13 protein-coding genes are annotated in these 19,572 nt (G+C 45.0%); 12 read left to right on the top strand and 1 reads right to left on the bottom strand.

The window, feature by feature from the left end:
- Window positions 1-2: 2 nt before the first annotated feature.
- The 10 genes from BMY75_RS00780 to BMY75_RS18330 all read left to right on the top strand — a co-directional run bounded on the left by BMY75_RS00780 (window position 3) and on the right by BMY75_RS18330 (window position 13,354).
- Window positions 3-602 (top strand): cell division protein SepF, encoded by a 600-nt coding sequence (locus tag BMY75_RS00780; protein ID WP_074828211.1) that lies wholly within the window; start codon window positions 3-5, stop codon window positions 600-602.
- Window positions 602-1,384, top strand: coding sequence for a YlmH family RNA-binding protein (locus tag BMY75_RS00775; protein WP_074828209.1), 783 nt, complete (start codon window positions 602-604; stop codon window positions 1,382-1,384). Before BMY75_RS00780 ends, BMY75_RS00775 begins: the two co-directional genes overlap by 1 nt.
- A gap of 12 nt (window positions 1,385-1,396) precedes the next feature.
- Complete coding sequence (locus BMY75_RS00770) at window positions 1,397-2,206, top strand: DivIVA domain-containing protein (RefSeq protein WP_074828206.1); 810 nt, start codon at window positions 1,397-1,399, stop codon at window positions 2,204-2,206.
- 71 nt (window positions 2,207-2,277) lie between these two features.
- Window positions 2,278-2,787: a signal peptidase II gene (gene lspA / locus BMY75_RS00765; RefSeq protein ID WP_074828203.1), complete on the top strand. Its 510-nt coding sequence runs from the start codon at window positions 2,278-2,280 to the stop codon at window positions 2,785-2,787.
- Complete coding sequence (locus BMY75_RS00760; protein WP_074828199.1) at window positions 2,780-3,694, top strand: RluA family pseudouridine synthase; 915 nt, start codon at window positions 2,780-2,782, stop codon at window positions 3,692-3,694. The genes lspA and BMY75_RS00760 overlap by 8 nt, the downstream gene beginning before the upstream one ends.
- An 8-nt stretch (window positions 3,695-3,702) precedes the next feature.
- Window positions 3,703-4,521 carry a Cof-type HAD-IIB family hydrolase gene (locus BMY75_RS00755; RefSeq protein WP_074828195.1) on the top strand — a complete coding sequence of 273 codons (819 nt, stop codon included), beginning with the start codon at window positions 3,703-3,705 and terminating at the stop codon, window positions 4,519-4,521.
- A 120-nt stretch (window positions 4,522-4,641) separates the two neighbouring features.
- The gene (locus tag BMY75_RS00750) at window positions 4,642-5,481 is read left to right on the top strand and encodes a transketolase (RefSeq protein WP_074828193.1); all 840 of its coding nucleotides are present in this window, start codon (window positions 4,642-4,644) and stop codon (window positions 5,479-5,481) included.
- Between the two features lie 3 nt (window positions 5,482-5,484).
- Complete coding sequence (locus tag BMY75_RS00745) at window positions 5,485-6,432, top strand: transketolase family protein (RefSeq protein ID WP_074828190.1); 948 nt, start codon at window positions 5,485-5,487, stop codon at window positions 6,430-6,432.
- Window positions 6,433-6,492: 60 nt separating this feature from the next.
- Window positions 6,493-7,116, top strand: a complete 624-nt coding sequence (locus tag BMY75_RS00740; protein ID WP_074828187.1) for a sporulation protein YunB — start codon at window positions 6,493-6,495, stop codon at window positions 7,114-7,116.
- A 502-nt stretch (window positions 7,117-7,618) separates the two neighbouring features.
- Window positions 7,619-13,354 carry a dockerin type I repeat-containing protein gene (locus tag BMY75_RS18330; protein WP_074828184.1) on the top strand — a complete coding sequence of 1,912 codons (5,736 nt, stop codon included), beginning with the start codon at window positions 7,619-7,621 and terminating at the stop codon, window positions 13,352-13,354.
- A 121-nt stretch (window positions 13,355-13,475) separates the two neighbouring features.
- On the opposite strand, the gene BMY75_RS00730 is transcribed toward BMY75_RS18330, so the two are convergent.
- On the bottom strand, window positions 13,476-14,408 hold the full coding sequence (locus BMY75_RS00730) for a hypothetical protein (protein WP_074828179.1): 933 nt from the start codon (window positions 14,406-14,408) through the stop codon (window positions 13,476-13,478).
- 209 nt (window positions 14,409-14,617) lie between these two features.
- Between BMY75_RS00730 and ligA the strand changes: the two genes are divergently transcribed.
- On the top strand, window positions 14,618-16,597 hold the full coding sequence (gene ligA / locus BMY75_RS00725) for an NAD-dependent DNA ligase LigA (RefSeq protein ID WP_074828176.1): 1,980 nt from the start codon (window positions 14,618-14,620) through the stop codon (window positions 16,595-16,597).
- 180 nt (window positions 16,598-16,777) lie between these two features.
- Window positions 16,778-19,540, top strand: coding sequence for a CotH kinase family protein (locus BMY75_RS00720; RefSeq protein ID WP_074828174.1), 2,763 nt, complete (start codon window positions 16,778-16,780; stop codon window positions 19,538-19,540).
- Window positions 19,541-19,572: the final 32 nt, after the last annotated feature.

Here is a 19,572-nt window from a genome sequence, read left to right as displayed (position 1 = left end):
TAATGGGCATATTAAAAGGTTTTACAAATCTTTTTATAGGTGAAGACGAATCCGACGAAGTTGATTTCGGACAGGATTTCGGTTCGCCTAAGAGCAGCAAAGGTTCATCAGCAAAAGACGGCTTCTTTGATGATAATGATTTCAGCGGTTCAAAATCCAAGTCAGGCGCACGTTCAAAAGAGAATGATGTCTTCACAGAAAGACCATTTACTTTTGAAGAAAGCTTTACAAGATCCAAGACCGGGAGCGAGTCCTCATTCAGTACAGGGACAAGCTCAGCAAACAGATATGAGGGGGAGCACACTATGAGCTTTGATCAGACAACTACTTTACAGATCGTACTTGCCAGACCTGTTGATTTCTCCGAGGTAAGGAGCATCGGCGACGATATAAACGCGTACAAAACGGTAATACTTAATCTTGAAATGGTAAAGAGCGATGACGCTAAGAGAATACTTGATTTTCTCTCGGGCGTTGCTTACGCTAACAAGGCTCAGATAAAGATGATGGCACAGAAGACTTTTGCCATCATGTCAAAGAATGTAAAGTTCGACGGCAAAGATCTGCTGACCGAACTTGAAAATAACGGTTACAGCTTCTGATGAAGCTTAGGAATTTTTCATTCCTTAATGAACTGAGCGATGACGATAAGCGCCTGCTTTCAACTTTTCTTGACTGGACGGAAATGGCAGAAGAAAAGTACATAACAAAGTATTCAGCATTTCTCGATGAAAGGCAGTGCAGGCTTTGCGAAAAGGTCATGGCTTCGGTAAAATACGAAAATTACTTGCTGTGGGGCGGATATGAAAACGCTGAGAGAAAAATGCTCTGCGTGTATCCGCAGTACAGCGATGAAAATATCATTGAAACATTCCCGATGCAGGCGGTGACATTCAGATTTCGTCCCGAGGACAAGCTGAGCCACAGAGATTTTCTGGGTTCACTTATGGCTTTGGGCATTACCCGCGGCTGTGTCGGTGATATCCTTGTAAGCATTGGTTTGGCTACGGTATTTGTTAAAGATACTGTTGCACGGGACGTTCTCGGGATATCAAAAATTGGCAGAGTTGGTGTCAAGACTGAAGAAGGCTTTGACGCACAGTCTGTTAAAGAACCCGAATTTCGGGAAATAACGGGTACAGTTGCTTCGCTAAGACTGGACAGCGTGCTGTCACTTGCACTTAGGATCTCGCGTGAAAAGGCTTCCGGCCTGATAAAAGGCGGGGTTGTCGAAGTTTCTCACGAAAAAACAGATCAGCCAAGCAGAACTGTTGAGTCTGGGGATAAGATCTCCGCAAGAGGTCACGGAAAGTTCCTGCTCAGATCCGTTGACGGTGTAAGTCATAAGGACAGAATTCATATCACTATTTGTAAATATATTTAGGAGGACATAATAATGATGACAGCAAAAAGTATCAAAAGCGCAGCTTTTGAATCTGAAAAAAATGGTTACAGCCCGGCGCAAGTAGACAGATTTCTGGCTGAGGTAGCAAAAGAATTTGCAGCACTTGAAGCAGAAAATGCCGACAGCGAAGCTAAGATATCCAAGCTGGTAGAAAAAGTCAGCGAGTATAAAGAGGACGAGGACGCTATCAAGGGTGCTCTTCTTTCTGCACAGAAAGAAGCAGCCAAAATAATCAACGACGCTAAGAACAAAGCAGCTGCAATCGTTGACGGTGCTAAGAGCGAACAGAGAAAGCTGGCTGAGCAGTCCGCAGCAGAGTGCGAAAAGATCGTAAGAGAGCACAAGGAAAGATGTGCTGCACTCATCAAGGAGAACACCGAGATCACTGAGCAGAAGATCAATGCTCTCAGAGATGCTTATGATGAGGAAAAAGCAGCTTACGACGAGCTGAGAGCCGAGGTTACTTACTTCAAGTCCGAACTCACTTCTCTCTATCAGGAGCAGATCAAGCTGGTCATGAAATTGCCTACACTCACCGACGAGGAGCTTGAAGCTTACGAAAACGGCGAAGGTGAATATTACGATGACGAAGAAGAGTATGAGGACGCAGCTGACATGACAGAAGGTTTCGGTGACGAGCCTGTCCAGGAACAGCCCGTTCAGCAGCCCGTACCTGTTCAGCAGGCAGCTCCCACTGCATCCACAGCAGAACTTGACAAGGTACTGAACACAGGCTCTTTCGACCCCGTAATACACAAGCCCAATCCTGAAGATCTCCAGTTCGGCAAAAAGAACGGTTAATAGGTCTATGAAGGCTCTGTTTTTGCAGGGCCTTTTGATGGTTTAAAATACTCTCGGAGGGCAGGTGTGAAATGTTCGCACTTTCACTTTTGCTTGCGGCATTTCTGATCGTTACAGATCAGGTGCTGAAAGTAGTTGTAAATAATAAGATCGAACTTGGCAAAGTTATTGAAGTTATCAAGTTCGGTGATGCAAAGATATTCAGCTTGACACATATAAGGAACTCAGGTGCAGCGTGGAGCATTATGTCAGGAAAGACCTGGTTTCTGGTGTCACTGCCGATAATCGTGTGCATTGCAGGCATATTCTATATGTACAAGGTGCGCAAAGGCAGTAAACTTGAAATAGTTTCGGTGGCTATGATAATCGCGGGCGGTGTAGGCAATCTCATCGACAGAGTGAGGATGCATGAGGTCATTGACTATATCAAATTTGAGCCCATAGATTTCCCGATATTCAATTTTGCAGACATCTGTATAGTGCTGGGAGCTATAGCTTTCTGTCTCTCAATCGTTATTTCAGATGTCAAAAAGAGTAAATCAGATAAACTTGATAAGAAAAAGGTAAAAGCAGATGCCTGATCGTTTTGAATTTACCGCAGTGACTGAAAATATCGGCGAAAGGATAGATAAAACTCTGTCCGAACAGCTGTCTGATATGTCGCGGTCGGCACTGCAAAAACTTGTGACCGAGGGATGTGTTCTTGTTAATGGCAAAGCTGTCAGCAAGAATTACAAGATGAAAAACGGTGATAACGTTACTGTTGATATCCCCGAGCCCGAAGAACTAAAAGCCGAACCACAGGATATCCCGATAGATATCGTATACGAGGACGACTCGCTGTTAGTGGTAAATAAGCCTCAGGGAATGGTAGTCCATCCCGCGGCAGGCAATCCTGACGGTACTCTCGTAAACGCGCTGATGTTCCACTGTAAAGGCAGATTATCTTCTATCAACGGCGTTATCCGCCCGGGTATCGTCCACAGGATAGATAAATTCACAAGCGGTCTGCTGATGGTTGCAAAGACCGATAAGGCTCATAATTTTCTTGCCGAACAGATCAAAGATCACAGATTCACCCGTGAATACAACGCCATATGCGTCGGCAGGTTCAAAGACTTGACAGGTACTGTCAACGAACCGATAGGCAGAAGCAAGTTAGACCGCAAGAAAATGTGCGTGACTTATCAGAACTGCAAGGAAGCTGTTACTCACTACGAAGTTCTCGAAGACCTGGGTCAGTATTCACTGGTCAAATTCAGACTTGAAACAGGGCGTACTCATCAGATAAGGGTTCATTCCGCCTTTATCGGACATCCCGTAATTGGTGACGATGTCTACGGTAAGGCGTATAAAGGACTTGCAGGTCAGTGTCTTCACGCTAAAAAGCTGGGATTCATTCACCCCGAAAGCGGTGAGTATATGGAGTTCGACAGTGAACTGCCAGAATATTTTGTCAAGGTGCTTGATAAGCTAAGGAAAGGATAACATTTTTAATGTTTGAAGATATATACAAGGTACTGCTTATAACCGATATGGACGGTACATTTCTGCCGTCAAGCAAAATACCGGGACAGCGAAGCATTGAAGCGATAGCAGATTTCCAGAGCAAAGGCGGAAAATTCTCTATTGCCACAGGCAGAGCTATTCAGGCAGCACAGCAGTATTTTGAATCTTTCAGTGTCAATTGTCCCATAATCATGAGCAACGGCGGAATGGTCTACGACCTTGACCGCCAAAAGCAGATACATGATGTTTTCGTACCAGATTTCACCAGGGGTATCGTCTCAGAGATACTCAGAGATAATCCCGATGTTGGGTGTGAAGTACTTACACTTGATGCTGTATATGTACCGCAGATGACTCCGCTGGAAGCAAAACACAATGTCATCTGTAAAGTAAAACCCGTTCTATGCGGGGTAGATGAAATGCCAGGCGATTGGTACAAAGTGCTCTTCGCCATTGAACCCGAAAAGATGGATAGACTTATGGATTACGTAGAGAAACGCGGCTGGACAGGCGTAGACTTTGTCCGAAGCGCTCCCGAGTATTATGAGATCCTTCCACAGAATATCTCGAAGGGTTCGGCTCTTGAAAAAATGCGGTCGCTCTGCGGCATGGAGGATTACACCTTCGTTGCTATGGGCGATTACAATAATGATATTGAAATGCTCCAGGCTGCCGATGTGGCAATATGTCCTTCAAACGCAGTAGAGGAAGTCAAGAAGGTCTGCGACCTTGTGCTTGATGTTTCCTGCGAAGAGGACGCTGTTGCAGCGGCACTTGAGTATATATACGGACGTCTGGGTATATGACTGTAAGGCATAGAAGCCGCGTGTATGTGAAGCCATGTGTGCTCGGCTGAATGTATGCGTATCTTCTTGCCACAGCATTACAGACAATCCGAAACAATCAGATAATTTGGAGGTTTTTTTATGGACGCTACACTTAAAAAACAGCTTGAGATAACTGCCACCAAGGTACGTCTCGGCATCATCGAGGGCGTTTATAACGCTAAGTCGGGTCATCCCGGCGGCTCTCTTTCGATAGCCGATCTGCTGACCTATCTTTATTTTGCAAAGCTTAATGTATATCCCGATAAGCCCGATGAGGCTAGCAGAGACAGATTCGTTCTGTCCAAGGGTCACACTGCACCCGCACTTTATTCCACACTGGCTCAGAAGGGATTTTTCCCCGAGGATGAACTCAAGAGCCTTAGACATATCGGTGCTCTGCTCCAGGGTCATCCCTGCATACATATCCCCGGTGTTGATATGTCTTCCGGTTCTCTCGGACAGGGCGTATCCGTAGCCGCAGGTATGGCACTTTCCGCTAAGTATCAGGGCGCTGATTACAAGGTTTACACTGTTCTCGGCGACGGCGAGATACAGGAAGGTCAGGTATGGGAGGCTTCAATGTTCGCCGCTCACTACAAGCTTGACAATCTCGTTATGATCGTTGATAACAACGGTCTCCAGATCGACGGTAAGGTAAGCGATGTAATGTCTCCTTATCCGATAGTTGACAAGTTCAAGGCTTTCGGTCTTCACGTTATCGAAGCTGATGCCCACGACTTTGATTCCCTTGACAAGGCTTTCAACGAGGCTGAAACTGTCTGCGGACAGCCCACTGTCATCGTTATGAAGAGTACAAAGGGCAAGGGCGTTTCCTTCATGGAGGATAACGTTTCGTGGCACGGTACTGCACCTAATGCCGAGCAGTATGCACAGGCTGTTGAGGAGCTTACCGCACATCTGAAAGAACTGGAGGGCTAAGTCATGGCTGATGTAAAGAAGATAGCAACTAGAGAAAGCTACGGCAACGCGCTTGCTGAGCTTGGTGATAAGTACGATAAGCTGGTAGTTCTGGATGCCGACCTGGCAGCAGCTACCAAGACAGGTATCTTCAAGAAGAAGTTCCCTGACAGACATTTTGACTGCGGTATCGCAGAGAGCAACATGATGAGCGTGGCTGCCGGTATGGCTGCAACAGGTCTTATACCTTTCGCTTCCACATTTGCAATGTTCGCAGCAGGCAGAGCTTTCGAGCAGGTAAGAAACTCCATCGGTTATCCTCACCTGAACGTTAAGATCGGTGCTACTCACGCAGGTATCTCTGTTGGTGAGGACGGCGCTACACACCAGTGCAACGAGGATATCGCCCTGATGAGAACTATCCCAGGCATGACCGTTATCAATCCTGCTGATGATACCGAGGCTAGAGCTGCCGTTGAGGCTGCTATCCTCCACGAGGGTCCTGTATATATGCGTTTTGGCAGACTTGCTGCTCCCGTTATCAATGACCCTGCAACCTACAAGTTTGAACTTGGCAAGGGCGTTCAGCTGAGAGATGGCAAGGATATCGCAATATTCGCAACAGGTCTGATGGTAGGCGAGGCTATCGAGGCTGCCAAGACTCTGGCTGATGAGGGCATCGACGCTGCTGTTATCAATATCCACACCATCAAGCCCATCGATGAGGATATCATCGTAAAGAACGCGCAGAAGTGCGGTGTTGTTCTGACTGTTGAGGAGCACAGCATCATCGGCGGTCTGGGTTCTGCTGTTGCAGACGTTCTGACTGCTAAGTGCCCCACAAAGCAGTTCAGAATTGGCGTTAACGACGAGTTCGGTCACTCCGGACCTGCAGTTGATCTGCTGAAGGAGTTCGGTCTTTGTGCTGAAAATATCGTTGCTAAGGCAAAGGAAGCTGTAAAGGCTAAGTAATTTTCCATAAAATATCACACCCCTGTGTATTTCTGAGTAGAATACACAGGGGTGATTTTTTTGAGCAGAAAAAGAATATCGCGAAAATGCAAAGCGTCATACATCTTTCTTGGGACGCTGATCGTTATAGCATTGGTGGGAATATGTATAATCGGGGAACTGCGGGAGCATTTAGCCGAGATTACCGAGTACCGCGGCAGGGAAGCCGCCACCGATATCATCACATCGGCGGTGGAAAGAACTATCTCACAATGTCCCTGCGAGGATATATACAAGCTTACCACCGATGGGAACGGCGCTGTAATTTCTGCGAAGCTGAATGCCGATTCAGCAAACCGCGTAAAAAACATACTCACCGAGGAAGTAGAAAAGGGGATAGACAAACTGGGCGAAGATGGCATAGCCATACCCATAGGCACGCTGATAGGCATACCTCTGCCGGCGGTGGGGAACAACTCCGTTGACCTCAGTGTTCAGCAGATAGGTGCTGTAAAAAGCGAGTTCCGCTCCACCCTTGAAACTGCGGGGATAAACCAGTCACGGCTGACGGTATACGCTGTTGTCACGGTGGATATCCGCGCCATATTGCCCGACGGTCACACGGATATCAGCGTTACCGAGGAACATATCATCACCGACTGCCTTATCGTTGGGGAAGTCCCGCAGTCATATTTCGGGGGATAGATAGATCAGTACGCCAAACATTGTAATAATTTGGTAAAATTTATAAATATTTTACACATAATGAGCTCTAAATCTTTGAATTATTATGTCCGCTTTATTAATATCACTAATGATACAGCGCAATCTTTGTATCATTCCTACAAAGATTCTGATTAATTAACCTTATACCGTTGACAACCCAGTTAAGTTGTGATATATTTATTAATATGAAATACAAAATCTGTCAAAAGTATTAAGATTCATTGATAGGAGTGTGAGTAAATATGCTGTTAAATTGTTATCAGACTAACATCAATATTACATCACGCTGTTTTGTATATCATAAGTCAGGTCTGCGCTCTGCGGGATAGCTTTGTCCCTTGGGGCGCTGTTTATAAATAACTGAACAAGGAGGACGTCGGAATGAGAAATTTAAAACTTCCTAATGTAGCGGTGCGAGCCGCGAACGTTTGGAAAATGAGTTAATAGTCTTAAAAAAATTGAAAGGACAGGTGAAATTATTATGGCAAGGAATTTATCTAAGGATCTAAAAAGGTTAGTTGCAGGTTTATGTGCGGTTCTGGTAGTAGGCGGCGCTGTGCCTCTGCAGCCACTGGTTGATTTCAGCAGCACTATAAAAGCGGCGGCTATTAATAGTGAAGCTACCTACACCAAGAACAGCCCCGAACTTGTTGATGGCGTAACACTAAAAAAAGGTGAGTCGATAGATTTAACAGGTACGACACATCAATGCCGCTTCTCTATTGAAACAAAAATCGACTTTTATTCTGACGGGTCTAATATTGTTAATAGGAGCTGGTGGGCTGGTGTTACCAGCATATATGTCGATGATCAGGGTAATGTCAAGGCTGATGTTAATCCTGGTAATAATCCATATACATCTACTTTCATTCCAGAGAACGGCTACACTTTCAAGATTAAGTATAACGCTCAAAATAATTGTATCGATGTTGAGCAGGTGCTCAATTATGTAAAGGCAGAATCTATTTCTGATCTTGATAAAATGATGTATTGCCCAAGTGAAGGTGATGCATTTGATTGGGCATATAGGCACTTAAATGAGGTCGGTCCCGATTCAAACTTCCTGGTAATAGTAAGAAAATTAGAGGGTAACTACGATGTTTTTTGGTATGATCCCTCAGAAAAACATATATTACACCTCAGTGCAACTGAAACAGATATTTCCGAATATATGGATGGAGGCAACACTGTCTATTATATCCCCAATGGTGTAAATACAGCCACTTTATCACCCAGTGGTTTTGTAGAAGGTGAAGACTATGCGGTTGTAGATAATGTTACTGAAGTATCTCCCGGAGATGTTGTAACTATCTATTCCAATAAGAAGTTCAAAACCGACAAGGACTATACTACTCTTGATTTTGAAAAGAATCCTGATACAGAGGGTGATTATGAAGATTTCAAGTACAAGTGCACAATGAGAGTTATCGATCAGGCAACTTTCGGTGAAAACGAAGTCATTTCCTTTATCGAAGAACCTAAGGTCGATTTTGAATTCGTAGATCTGGAAGATACAGATTATGTAGTTGTAGAAAAGATGGATACTCCCGAAGATGACGGCGATAACAGCGTATACGTTACCGAGCACGCTGATATATTCACCAAGAAGCGTATCGATCTCGATGAGAGAATCTTTCAAAATTCACCTGTCAGGTTCGTTGACTGCGTGAAAGAGATACCTGAAGATGGTTTCTTTACCGTAAATAATGAGAACTATCTGTACAGATATCACGTAACATTCCCTGATTACCCATACCCCGAAGGCATCACCGCTACTTTCACAGCTGAAAAGAACGTTGATCTGGAATTCGAGAATATGGCAGAGAACAAGAAGTTTGCAGTTAAGGGCGACTTGCCTTATGCATATGTTGCCGATGGTTCTGTTATCTACTCCGACCAGACAATAGCAGGCGATATCAGCCAGGTTCAGCTGAAAGAGAGCACAACTTCCGGCGGTTATGAGTATAACGGCGAGACTTATAAGTATAAGTACGAAGCTACTTATTCCGATGAACTGGCAACCGGTGAGACCGTAACATTCTTCCACGTTCACGAATTCGGCAATCCTCATGTTGATATCGAAAAACAGCCCGACATAATCGTAGCTGATTGTACTGGTGAGAAGGGCGAAGACGTTGGTACAGTTGAGATAGCACAGCTCAAGCCTGATGAAGTTTACTATTACGGCGATCTGCCTACGGCGGATGATGTTGTTATCATGCCTGAACAGATGCCTAATGGTATAACCAATATTAAACCCGTCAGCCTCTCTATCAAGAAAAAAGGCAAGACTACTACCCAGGATTATTTCACCGATTTCGGCACATATGAACTTTCCGCTATCGTCAATGTTGTATGCGGCGGCAAAACATATCCTATCTCCATCACCAAGGAAGTTGAGTACGCACCCCGCGCAGTGGAAAACTGCGAATTCTTCCTGCAGGTACCTGATGATGAAGTGATGGTAGCATCTGAAGAGCAGCCCGAATCCGAGCAGCAGGAATCTTACGAACAGCAGTCCGAACCCGAGCAGCAGGAATCTGACGAGCAGCAGGGTAATTACAAATACATTCCTCTGGAAGTTGAAAACGGCATCATCACTCTGCCTGAGAATTCCTTCGTATACAACAAGGAAGAGCAGAAGCCTGTTATCGTTGTAAAGAACACCGTTAACGGCGAGGTAGTTGAACTCACCGAAGAGGAGATATCCAGCACCGTTGAAGGCAAGACAGGCGCTAACAAGGATAATGAGTTCTACGAATTCAAGATATCCGCTGTTCAGCCCGAGGGCGAAGAAGCTCCTCCCGCAAACTACGTTGACGAAGTTACCGTTAAGTGGAGAATAGAAAAGGCTGCCAACAATGTAACATTCGCCGCCAAAACCGATACAGTTTACGATGCAGAAGCTCTGGACGACACCGACTTCACATTCACCGATCCCGATGACACCCTGGAGGATTCCAACATCAAGGTCGAGGTAAAGGGTAAGGTAACCGAATTTGAGCCCGGTACAGTAACAGGAACCAGCGGCGTTATGTATTATCTGACATCTGCAGATAACAATAAGAAGCTTGGTCCTGTTGATAACGGTCAATATCGTCTGCCGGATAATTATACGTATACGGTGCATGTTAAGAGTCTAATTAATAATGAAATAAACGATTACTCATATATCGATACTAATGGTTTGCTCGGCTTATTCTGCAAATCTAATGGAGATAATAAATATGCTTGGAAGTTATCATATAACGGTGCTTCATCAGGGTTTGCAAACGAAACTTATACTATAATGGTTGAGATCGATGATGAACAACGTACAGTTGATATCACGAGATACACCCAGGACGCTTATCAGAAGATGCTGGAAGATATGAACGAGAATTATGATATCACCAGCGCAGGCACTCAGAAGGGTACTATCACCATTACTTCCGATAACTATCAGGATAAGGTAATGGACTTCGAGACCGAGATCGCCAAGAAGGAAGTTACTGTAGCTCCCAACGGCATCAAGGATAACGATACCAACACCATTACATGGGGCGAGCTTATCAAGGACAGCGATGTTCTGTACAGCCAGGACGGCGTTGTTGATAAGGATAAGCCTGAGAACGGCGAGTACAACTTCGGTCTGATCTTCACAGCTGAGAATTACAACTTTGAAGATGCAAGCAAAAACAATGTCGGCGAGTACAAACTCGTACCCAGCCAAATCTTTGCTGAGTACAACGAAGCTGATAATAACTATTATCTGGTACTGCCCAAGGAAGAATCCGAAGAGCAGGAAGAACTCGCAGAGCCTCACTATATGCTGAGTACCGAACAGGGAGAGCCCGGCGAGAGCGAAGAGGTCATTGAAGATGAGCCTGAAGAGGAGACAGAAGATGTCAAGCTCGATACCCTGACAATAGTTCCTTACGAACTGACAAAGGCTAATGTTTCCATCGTTGATACAGAGTATAAGTTTGATACCTATACAAAGACTCCTAACGTTACAGTTACTGTTCCTTACAGCGTAAAGAATTCTGAACAGCCCGAGAGCCACGAACTGTCCCTCGGAACTATCGACGATCACGCAGGCAAGGAAGCTTTCGTAAAGGGCGTAAGATACGATAATATCGTAGGCGAAAAGAACTTAGCTGTTCTTACCGACGATACCACCAGCAAGAACTTCACCGCAGGTGATAAGGGTCTTGAGTTCAAGTGGTACATCCAGAACGGTTCAATGACCATCAAGGTCGGCAAAATGATCAGCAAGATCTACGACGGCGTAGCTGTTACCGAGCCCACCGCAACTGTTACCAATCAGGTAAATGAGCCTGTTGCAAATGTTGATATCAAGAAACAGTATCAGAAGAAGGACGAAAAGACCGGCGAGTTCGGTGAAGCCTTCGATGAAGCACCCAAGGACGCAGGTACATACAGAGCAGTTGTAACAGCAAATGCTGACAGCTACAACGAAGCTGTAGAGTACTCCAAGGAGTTTACTATCTCCAAGAGAGAAGTAATAGTTAATCTGTTTGGTCTGCCTGAAGTCAACGGTTACAACGATACGGCCGTTGATTACACGATAAGTGAAGCTAATCCCGATAATCCTGATGATAACACCGGCATAATCAATAATGAAGTAAATCCCGGAGGCACTGTCACGATCAAGGCAGGCAAGAAGGATGGGGATCACATCACAAATGCTGATCTGACCAAGATAGCTGAAGCACTGGGCGATAACTACACATTCACTTATGATAAACCTCTTACTCTGAGAGATGCTAAGCTTGACAGACTTGTAGTTTATAAGGCTTACATGGACAATGGCGAGACCATCGATCCTAATGATTACTTCACTGCATACGATGAGAACGGAAAAGATATCACCGATCAGTGCAGAGTAATCAACATCGACAATATCGACCAGCTTGGCGATTACACCATCGAAGTTAACGATGGCAGTCTGGCTTATCCTCTCACCGGTGTTCTGTACGTTAAGCCCAAGTCCGATGAGATATCAGAACGCATCGCAGATCTTCCCGATCCCGAGAACGTAACTGTTGAAGACGAAAGACCTATAACAGATGCACGCGAAGCTTACGATGCACTCTCCGATGAGCAGAAAGAAAACGTAAGCGAAGAAGAAGTTAAGAAGCTTGAAGATGCTGAGAAGGCTCTCGAAGCAGCTAAGAAAGCAGCAGCAGATCAGGCAGCAGCAAAAGCAGCAGCAGATGCTATCGCTGAACTTCCCGATGCTGATAAGGTTACCGTAGAAGATGCTGACGATATCGAAGCAGCACGCGAGGCATATGATGCTCTGACAGATGATCAGAAGGCTCTGGTAGATGAAGATACCGTACAGAAGCTCGAAGACGCTGAGGAAGCACTTGAAGCAGCTGAGAAGCTTGCTGCAGATCAGGCAGCAGCAGATCCTGTTAAACAGGCTATCAACGCTCTTCCCGCAGCTGAAGATGTCAAGGTAGAAAATGCTGATGCTATCGCAGCAGCTCGCCAGGCATATGATGCTCTGACAGACGATCAGAAGGCTCTGGTAGATGAAGATACCGTACAGAAACTCGAAGATGCTGAGGAAGCTCTTGAAGCAGCTAAGAAGGTAGCAGCAGATGAGGCTGCAGCAGATGTGGTTAAGCAGGCAATCAATGCACTTCCCGCAGCAAAAGATGTCACCGTTGAAGATGCTGATGCTATCGCAGCTGTACGCGAAGCATTTGATGCCCTGACAGATGATCAGAGGGGTATGGTCGACGGCGACACAAGGCAGAAGCTTGATGATGCTGAAGAAGCTCTTGAAGCAGCTAAGAAGGCAGCTGAAGATCAGGCAGCAGCTAATGCAGCAGCAGAAGCTATCAACGCTCTTCCCGCAGCTGATAAGATCACAAAGAATGATGCTGAAGCTGTAGCTAACGCACGCAAGCTGTTTGATTCACTTACAGATGAGCAGAAGGCAATGATAGATGCTGATACCTTAAAGAAGCTGACAGATGACGAAGCAGCTGTAACAGCCAAAACACGCAAGAAGGGCGATGTCAATGGCGATGGTAAAATAAATACAACCGATCTGATGAAGGCAGCAGCTCATGCAAAGGGCAAAAAGCTTCTTACAAAAGAAGAGTTTGAACGAGCAGACATTAACGGTGACGGAAAAGTCAATAATACCGATGTCACTCTGATAGCTGCACACGTTAAGGGCAAAAAGCTTATCAAGTGAAAATCCAGATAATTTCTCATTTTTCACGTCCTACTAACTTATAAGACATTCCCCCGTGTTTTCACCTCACGGGGGAATGTCTTTTATCTGTCTATTTTATAGTGTGATCAATTTGATATTATTAATCCTCTGTCCAGATATCACTGCCGCACTTTTCTATGATGGCTGCTTTTAACTTCCAGTCTATCTTCTCATTATCACATAGTACCAGACGTTTATTATTCGCAGTCTTAGCAATGACTTTGTATGTGTAGTATGTTTTTCTCGACGGCTTGGATCTGGTATGCGATGTTTTCTTTACACAGATCTCTTTGATATCTGTATACTCCACCGCCGTAATACCCATGTTCGTACCAATAACTATTTTCGGCGTGATATACACTTCGTTATCCTTTATCCATTCCGATGCAGGAAGATTTGCCTGATCATCTATCTCTTGGTGGGTGTATCTGACGCTTCCACAGGCAGGTCTCAGATTTTTAATAGCATTTCGTGATTTCGAAACCACTTCCCAGATTAACGCTAAAACCAGTACAAAAATTCCGAATGCCATACCGACACCATGATCTTTTTGCAACTTATCTCTAAAATCTATTCTATCGCAAGACAAATAAAAGCTAGAATAATTTGAGCTCTCCTTGTTGGAATAGCCCTTATTGATAAAATAATTTAGTGAATCGATAAATAATACTAAATCACTTTTATTTTCTCGCACAACACCTTTTACTTTGACATAGCCGTTCGTATTCAGTTCTTTAATTTCATCATCTATGTTCGTCATCAGGATCAATTCTTCACCTGTTCTAACAGCATAAAAGCCCTCATATATCTCAACAGGTGGTTCGGTTATCTCGTATGTGTAGATAGTTTTATCATCCTGTACTATATTGTCGAAATCTATCCTTCTTTCGACGTATATATCTGAATATGTCCTGTATATACTCAAAGCTATCAAAAATAGACCTAACAGGAGCATACCTATAGTGATGCGGAAACATATCGCATACATCCGTACAGTTTTTTGTATGTTTTCATTTGTATATTTGTATTTCACTTTGGTCACCTCGTTATAAGTGCTTTTTCAATCATGTTTCTTCTCTGTTCTCAATATCAAATCATTTTGAAATTTAAATATAATTATACCACACTCGTCTAGAAACGTCAATTGATATCGAAAATAATATAGTTATTATCTTAACCTTGATTTTTCGGGGATATTATGTTATACTAAATCAAAAGCTTTATCGAAAGGCGGCAGGAAAAATGTCTGAAAAAGAAAACGCAAAAAAACGCATAGATGAACTTGTTGAGACTCTCAATTATCATGCACATTTGTATTATGTTGAGGACAGGAACGAGATTTCCGACTATGATTATGATATGCTCCAGAACGAGCTGAAAAAACTTGAAGCTGAAAATCCAGAACTTATCCGTCCTGACAGCCCTACTCAGCGTGTGGGCGGTGAGGCTGTATCCGGTTTTGAAAAAGTCACCCACAAAGTGCAGATGGGTTCTTTGCAGGACGTTTTTTCCTTTGAGGAAGTCAGAGATTTCGTTGACAGAGTAAGGGAAAGTGTCAGCGACCCGAAATTTGTAGTTGAACCCAAAATAGACGGTCTATCTGTTTCACTGGAATACCATGAAGGTCAGCTGACTGTTGGTTCGACCAGAGGTGACGGATTTGTTGGCGAGAACGTAACCGAGAATCTCAAAACTGTCCGCTCGATACCTGTTACTATCGACAGCACACTGCCGATGATAGAAGTACGCGGCGAGGTTTATATGCCGAGAAATGTCTTTCTGAAACTTATCAAAGAGCAGGAAGATAACGATGAACAGCCTTTCAAAAATCCTAGAAATGCGGCAGCAGGTTCACTTCGTCAGAAAGACCCCAAAATAGCCGCCAAGCGTAAGCTGGATATTTTTGTATTCAACGTTCAGCAGATAGAGGGCAGAGAGATAACCGCTCACAAGCAGTCTCTCGATATGCTGAAAGAGCTCGGTTTCAAGACCGTCCCCGATTACAAGCAGGTGACCACAGCCGATGAAATAATCGACCGTATCAACGAGATAGGGGAGAGCCGTTTCGAGCTTCCTTATGATATCGATGGCGTTGTTATCAAGGTCGATGATTTCAAGCACCGTGATGTCCTCGGTTCTACCGCAAAAGTTCCGAAGTGGGCAGTTGCATACAAATTCCCGCCCGAAGAGAAGAATACAAAGCTTCTTGACATCGAACTGAATGTTGGCAGAACAGGCGCAGTGACCCCCGTTGCAGTATTTGAACCTGTTTTTCTCGCAGGCACTCAGGTATCTCGTGCGACCCTGCACAATCAGGATCTTATAATCGAGAAAAACATCAATATCGGCGACACAATACGTGTCCGCAAAGCGGGGGATATCATTCCCGAAGTCCTTTGCTCAGTGGAGAAAAATTCCGAGGGTGCATTCATGTTACCCGATGAATGTCCCGTTTGCCATACAAAGCTTGAAAGATCCGATGACGAAGCAGCAGTGCGCTGCCCCAACGTTGAATGTCCCGCCCAGATCTTCAGAAGCATAGTACACTTCGCCTCAAAGGGCGCCATGAACATCGATGGTCTCGGACCTCAGATAGTTCGTCTGCTTCTGGATAAGGAACTGATTTCTTCCGTTGCTGACCTTTACCACATCAAGGAAGATGACCTTATGGCTCTGGAAAGCTTCAAGGAAAAATCAGCCCATAATCTTGTTACTGCCATAGAGAAATCCAAGTCCAACACCCTTGACAGACTTATATTCGGTCTCGGCATCAGGAATATCGGTCAGGCATCGGCAAAACTTCTCTGTGCAAAATTCGGTGGACTTGACAGCATAATGTCAGCGACGGCAGAGGAGATATCGGAGATCGACGGTTTCGGTGATGTAATGGCGCAGAGCGTTTACATCGCTTTCCATGAAGAGCACATGATATCCCTTATACAGCGCCTGAAAGACTGCGGAGTGAATACCGAGTACGAAAAAGTTCAGCATGACGACCGCTTTGCAGGCAAAACCTTCGTCCTCACAGGAACTCTGCCGACGCTGAAAAGAAATGATGCCAAGGAGCTTATCGAGAAATTCGGCGGAAAGGCAAGCGGCTCTGTTTCCAAGAAGACCGACTACGTCCTCGCAGGTGAAGAAGCCGGAAGCAAGCTCACAAAAGCACAGCAATTAGGCATAAAGATCATCACCGAGGAAGAATTTATGGAGATGATCAAATAACCGTAAAATACAGTAAAAACACTGTCCCCGAGCTCATTGCTTCGGGGACTTTTTTGCGTAAAAAACAGAATGCTACTGTGCATAAATTTTATATATCTTGACAAAATCAATAAAATGTGATATAATACAAATTGTTAAAACACCAAACAAATATTGATCCTACTAAGGAGGTTAATTGCAATGAATCATCGTTTAGGTCGAAAGGCTGCCGCAGGCATACTTTGTCTGGGGCTAGTCTGCCAGAATGCAGGACTTATCCCTGCTTCCGCTGCTTCAAGCAGTGTAACCATCAATGAGGTCTGCTCAAAGAACACGACTATTGCAGCTCCCGACGGAAATTTCTATGATTGGGTCGAGCTGTACAACTCAGGCAACTCTGCTGTTGATCTGTCAGGCTGGGGACTTTCTGATAAGGCTACCAAGCCTTTCAAGTTCAAGATACCCAACGGCACAAAGATCGCTGCGAAGTCCTATCTTGTGATCTACTGTGACAGCACAGCAGGGGAGACCAACACTTCTATCGCGCCTTTCGGTATGTCAGGTTCGGGTGAGACCCTCACTCTCTCCGATGCAAACGGCAACGCCGCCGATACCCTGACTTTCGGTTCCATAGCTTCTGATACTTCATACGGACAGTACCCCGATGGCAGCGGCAATTTCTTTGACCTTACCTGCACACCGGGCAGAACTAATGTTGCTCCACAAGGTTCTGCGGCTGTTGCTACTCCTGCTTTCTCTCTTGAAAGCGGCTACTATGAGGCAGGAAAGACCGTATCAATTCAGGTACCCTCAGGCACAACGGTTTATTATACAACTGACGGTACTGTTCCTACAACTTCTTCCCAGAAATACACATCGCCCTTTACACTTAACGATGTATCCAACAACACAAACAAACTCAGTGCTGAGAGAAATATTTCTACATACAGCTACAATCCACCCTCTTCGCCTGTTGACAAAGCGAACATCATCCGCGCAGTTGCAGTGGATTCTCAGGGCCGTGTAAGTGATGTCATCACCAGAACATATTTTGTCGGCAAGACAAATTCGGGCTACTACAAGGATATGAAGGTAGTTTCCCTTGTAACAGACCCAGATAACCTGTTCAATTATGATACAGGTATCTACGTACTTGGCAAGCACTATGCTGAAGATAATTCCACCGGTGGCAATCAGGGTGGAAACCAAGGTGGCTTCCCCGGAGGTATGCCCGGCTGGGGCGGCGGAATAGGCGGAGGATTCAGCTTCAAGCAGCCATGGGAGATGGAAGCTAACTACACCCAGTCAGGCAAGGAGTGGGAGCGTCCTGCTACCATGACAGTTTTCGATAAGGGTAAGAAAGTTATCGATCAGGACGTTGGTATCCGCATCAAGGGCGGTGCTTCACGCCATAACGCGCAGAAGAGTTTCAACATCTACGCAAGACTTGATTACGGCGCTCCTGAAATGACTTATGATTTCTTTGACGGCACTTCCGTAAAGGCAAAGAACGGTAAGACTATCAAGAGCTATACCACCATCTCTCTCCGTGACGGCGGCAACGATAATAACAACGCTATCTTCCGTGATTCTCTAAATCAGAGCCTTGTTGCAGACCGCGACTGCGCTCATCAGGCAATGAGCGAGTGTATCGTCTTCATCGACGGCGAGTTCTGGGGTATCTATCAGATATGCGAAAAGCTGAATGATGCATACATCAGCGATCACTACGGTGTAAAGAAAAGCGATGTGGCTATGGTTAAAGAAGGCGAACTTGAGGAAGGCTCAGATTCCGATCTTCAGGACTGGAACAACCTGGTACAGGGCGCTGCAAACGGCAGTCTCAGCTATGCACAGATATGCGAAAAGATAGATATCCAAAGCTTTATGGATTACTTCGCTTCGCAGATCTACTGGTCTAATCAGGACTGGCCAAAGCGTAACATAGCTTCATGGCGCTCCAATACTATCGACAGCTCTAATCCTTATGCAGATGGCAAGTGGCGCATGATCTTCTTTGATACCGAGTACGGTCAGGGACTATATGGCAGCCAGAATACTTCTGCAAATTACGATAATTTCAGCCGTCTTGCTCAGGATCAGAGTGATGTGAGCAAAATGTTCAACGCTCTCCTCAAAAACGATCAGTTCGCCAAGGACTTCGCACGTACCATGATGGATCTGGCAAACTATAACTTTGAGCCCAACAGGGTTGCTGAAAAGGCGAAGTACTACTCTGATAATTTCAGCCAGCAGGCAGCTGATACATTCAAGCGCTTTGGTTCAAACAATAATGCACAGTCTTATCAGAACCAGTGGAACACCATTGTGAACTTTTACAGACAGCGTTTCGATCCCGCTGAGCGTTCTCTCCGTCAGGCTGCTAAACTCTCCGCTGAACCATCAACTCTCACCGTGCAAAACAGTAGCAATTCAGGCGAGATACAGCTCAACACTCTGAAACTTGGCGCAATAAGCAGTTGGTCGGGCAAGTACCACAAGGATTATGACCTTACTCTGACAGTTGCACCAAAGGAAGGCGTTTCCTTTGACCACTGGGAGATCAGCGGTGCACAGCTGACAAGCGGTTCCAAGAATTCGGGCACTATAAAAGTCAAGCTCACAAGCTCGAACGCTACAGTCAAGGCTGTTTACAGCGGTCAGGGCGGCGGACAGACCGTTAAGACAAATTATCCTACAAATATCAAGGTAAATTACAACTCTCAGTATCACCAGATACAGTTCCTTTGGGACAAGGTAGAGGGTGCTGACAAGTACGGCATCGCTGTATACCTGGCAGGTAAGTGGAGAGTTCAGACTTCCAGCATTACTACAAACAGTTATATTACTCCTAAGAACCTGACTCCCGGCATGACCTACAAGGTAGCTATTGCTGCAAGAGTTAATGGTCAGTGGAATACAACTGATCCTATCAAGAATGCTGTAACAGTTACTGTTAAGTAATTTACAGTTTCACAGAACCCAAAACGGCAGTT

The sequence above is a fragment of the Hominimerdicola alba genome (genome assembly GCF_900109655.1).
Classification (GTDB): Bacteria; Bacillota; Clostridia; order Oscillospirales; family Ruminococcaceae; genus Hominimerdicola; species Hominimerdicola alba_B.
The sequence above is the reverse complement of the archived record's forward strand: the minus strand, read 5'-3'. Positions and strand labels throughout refer to the sequence as shown.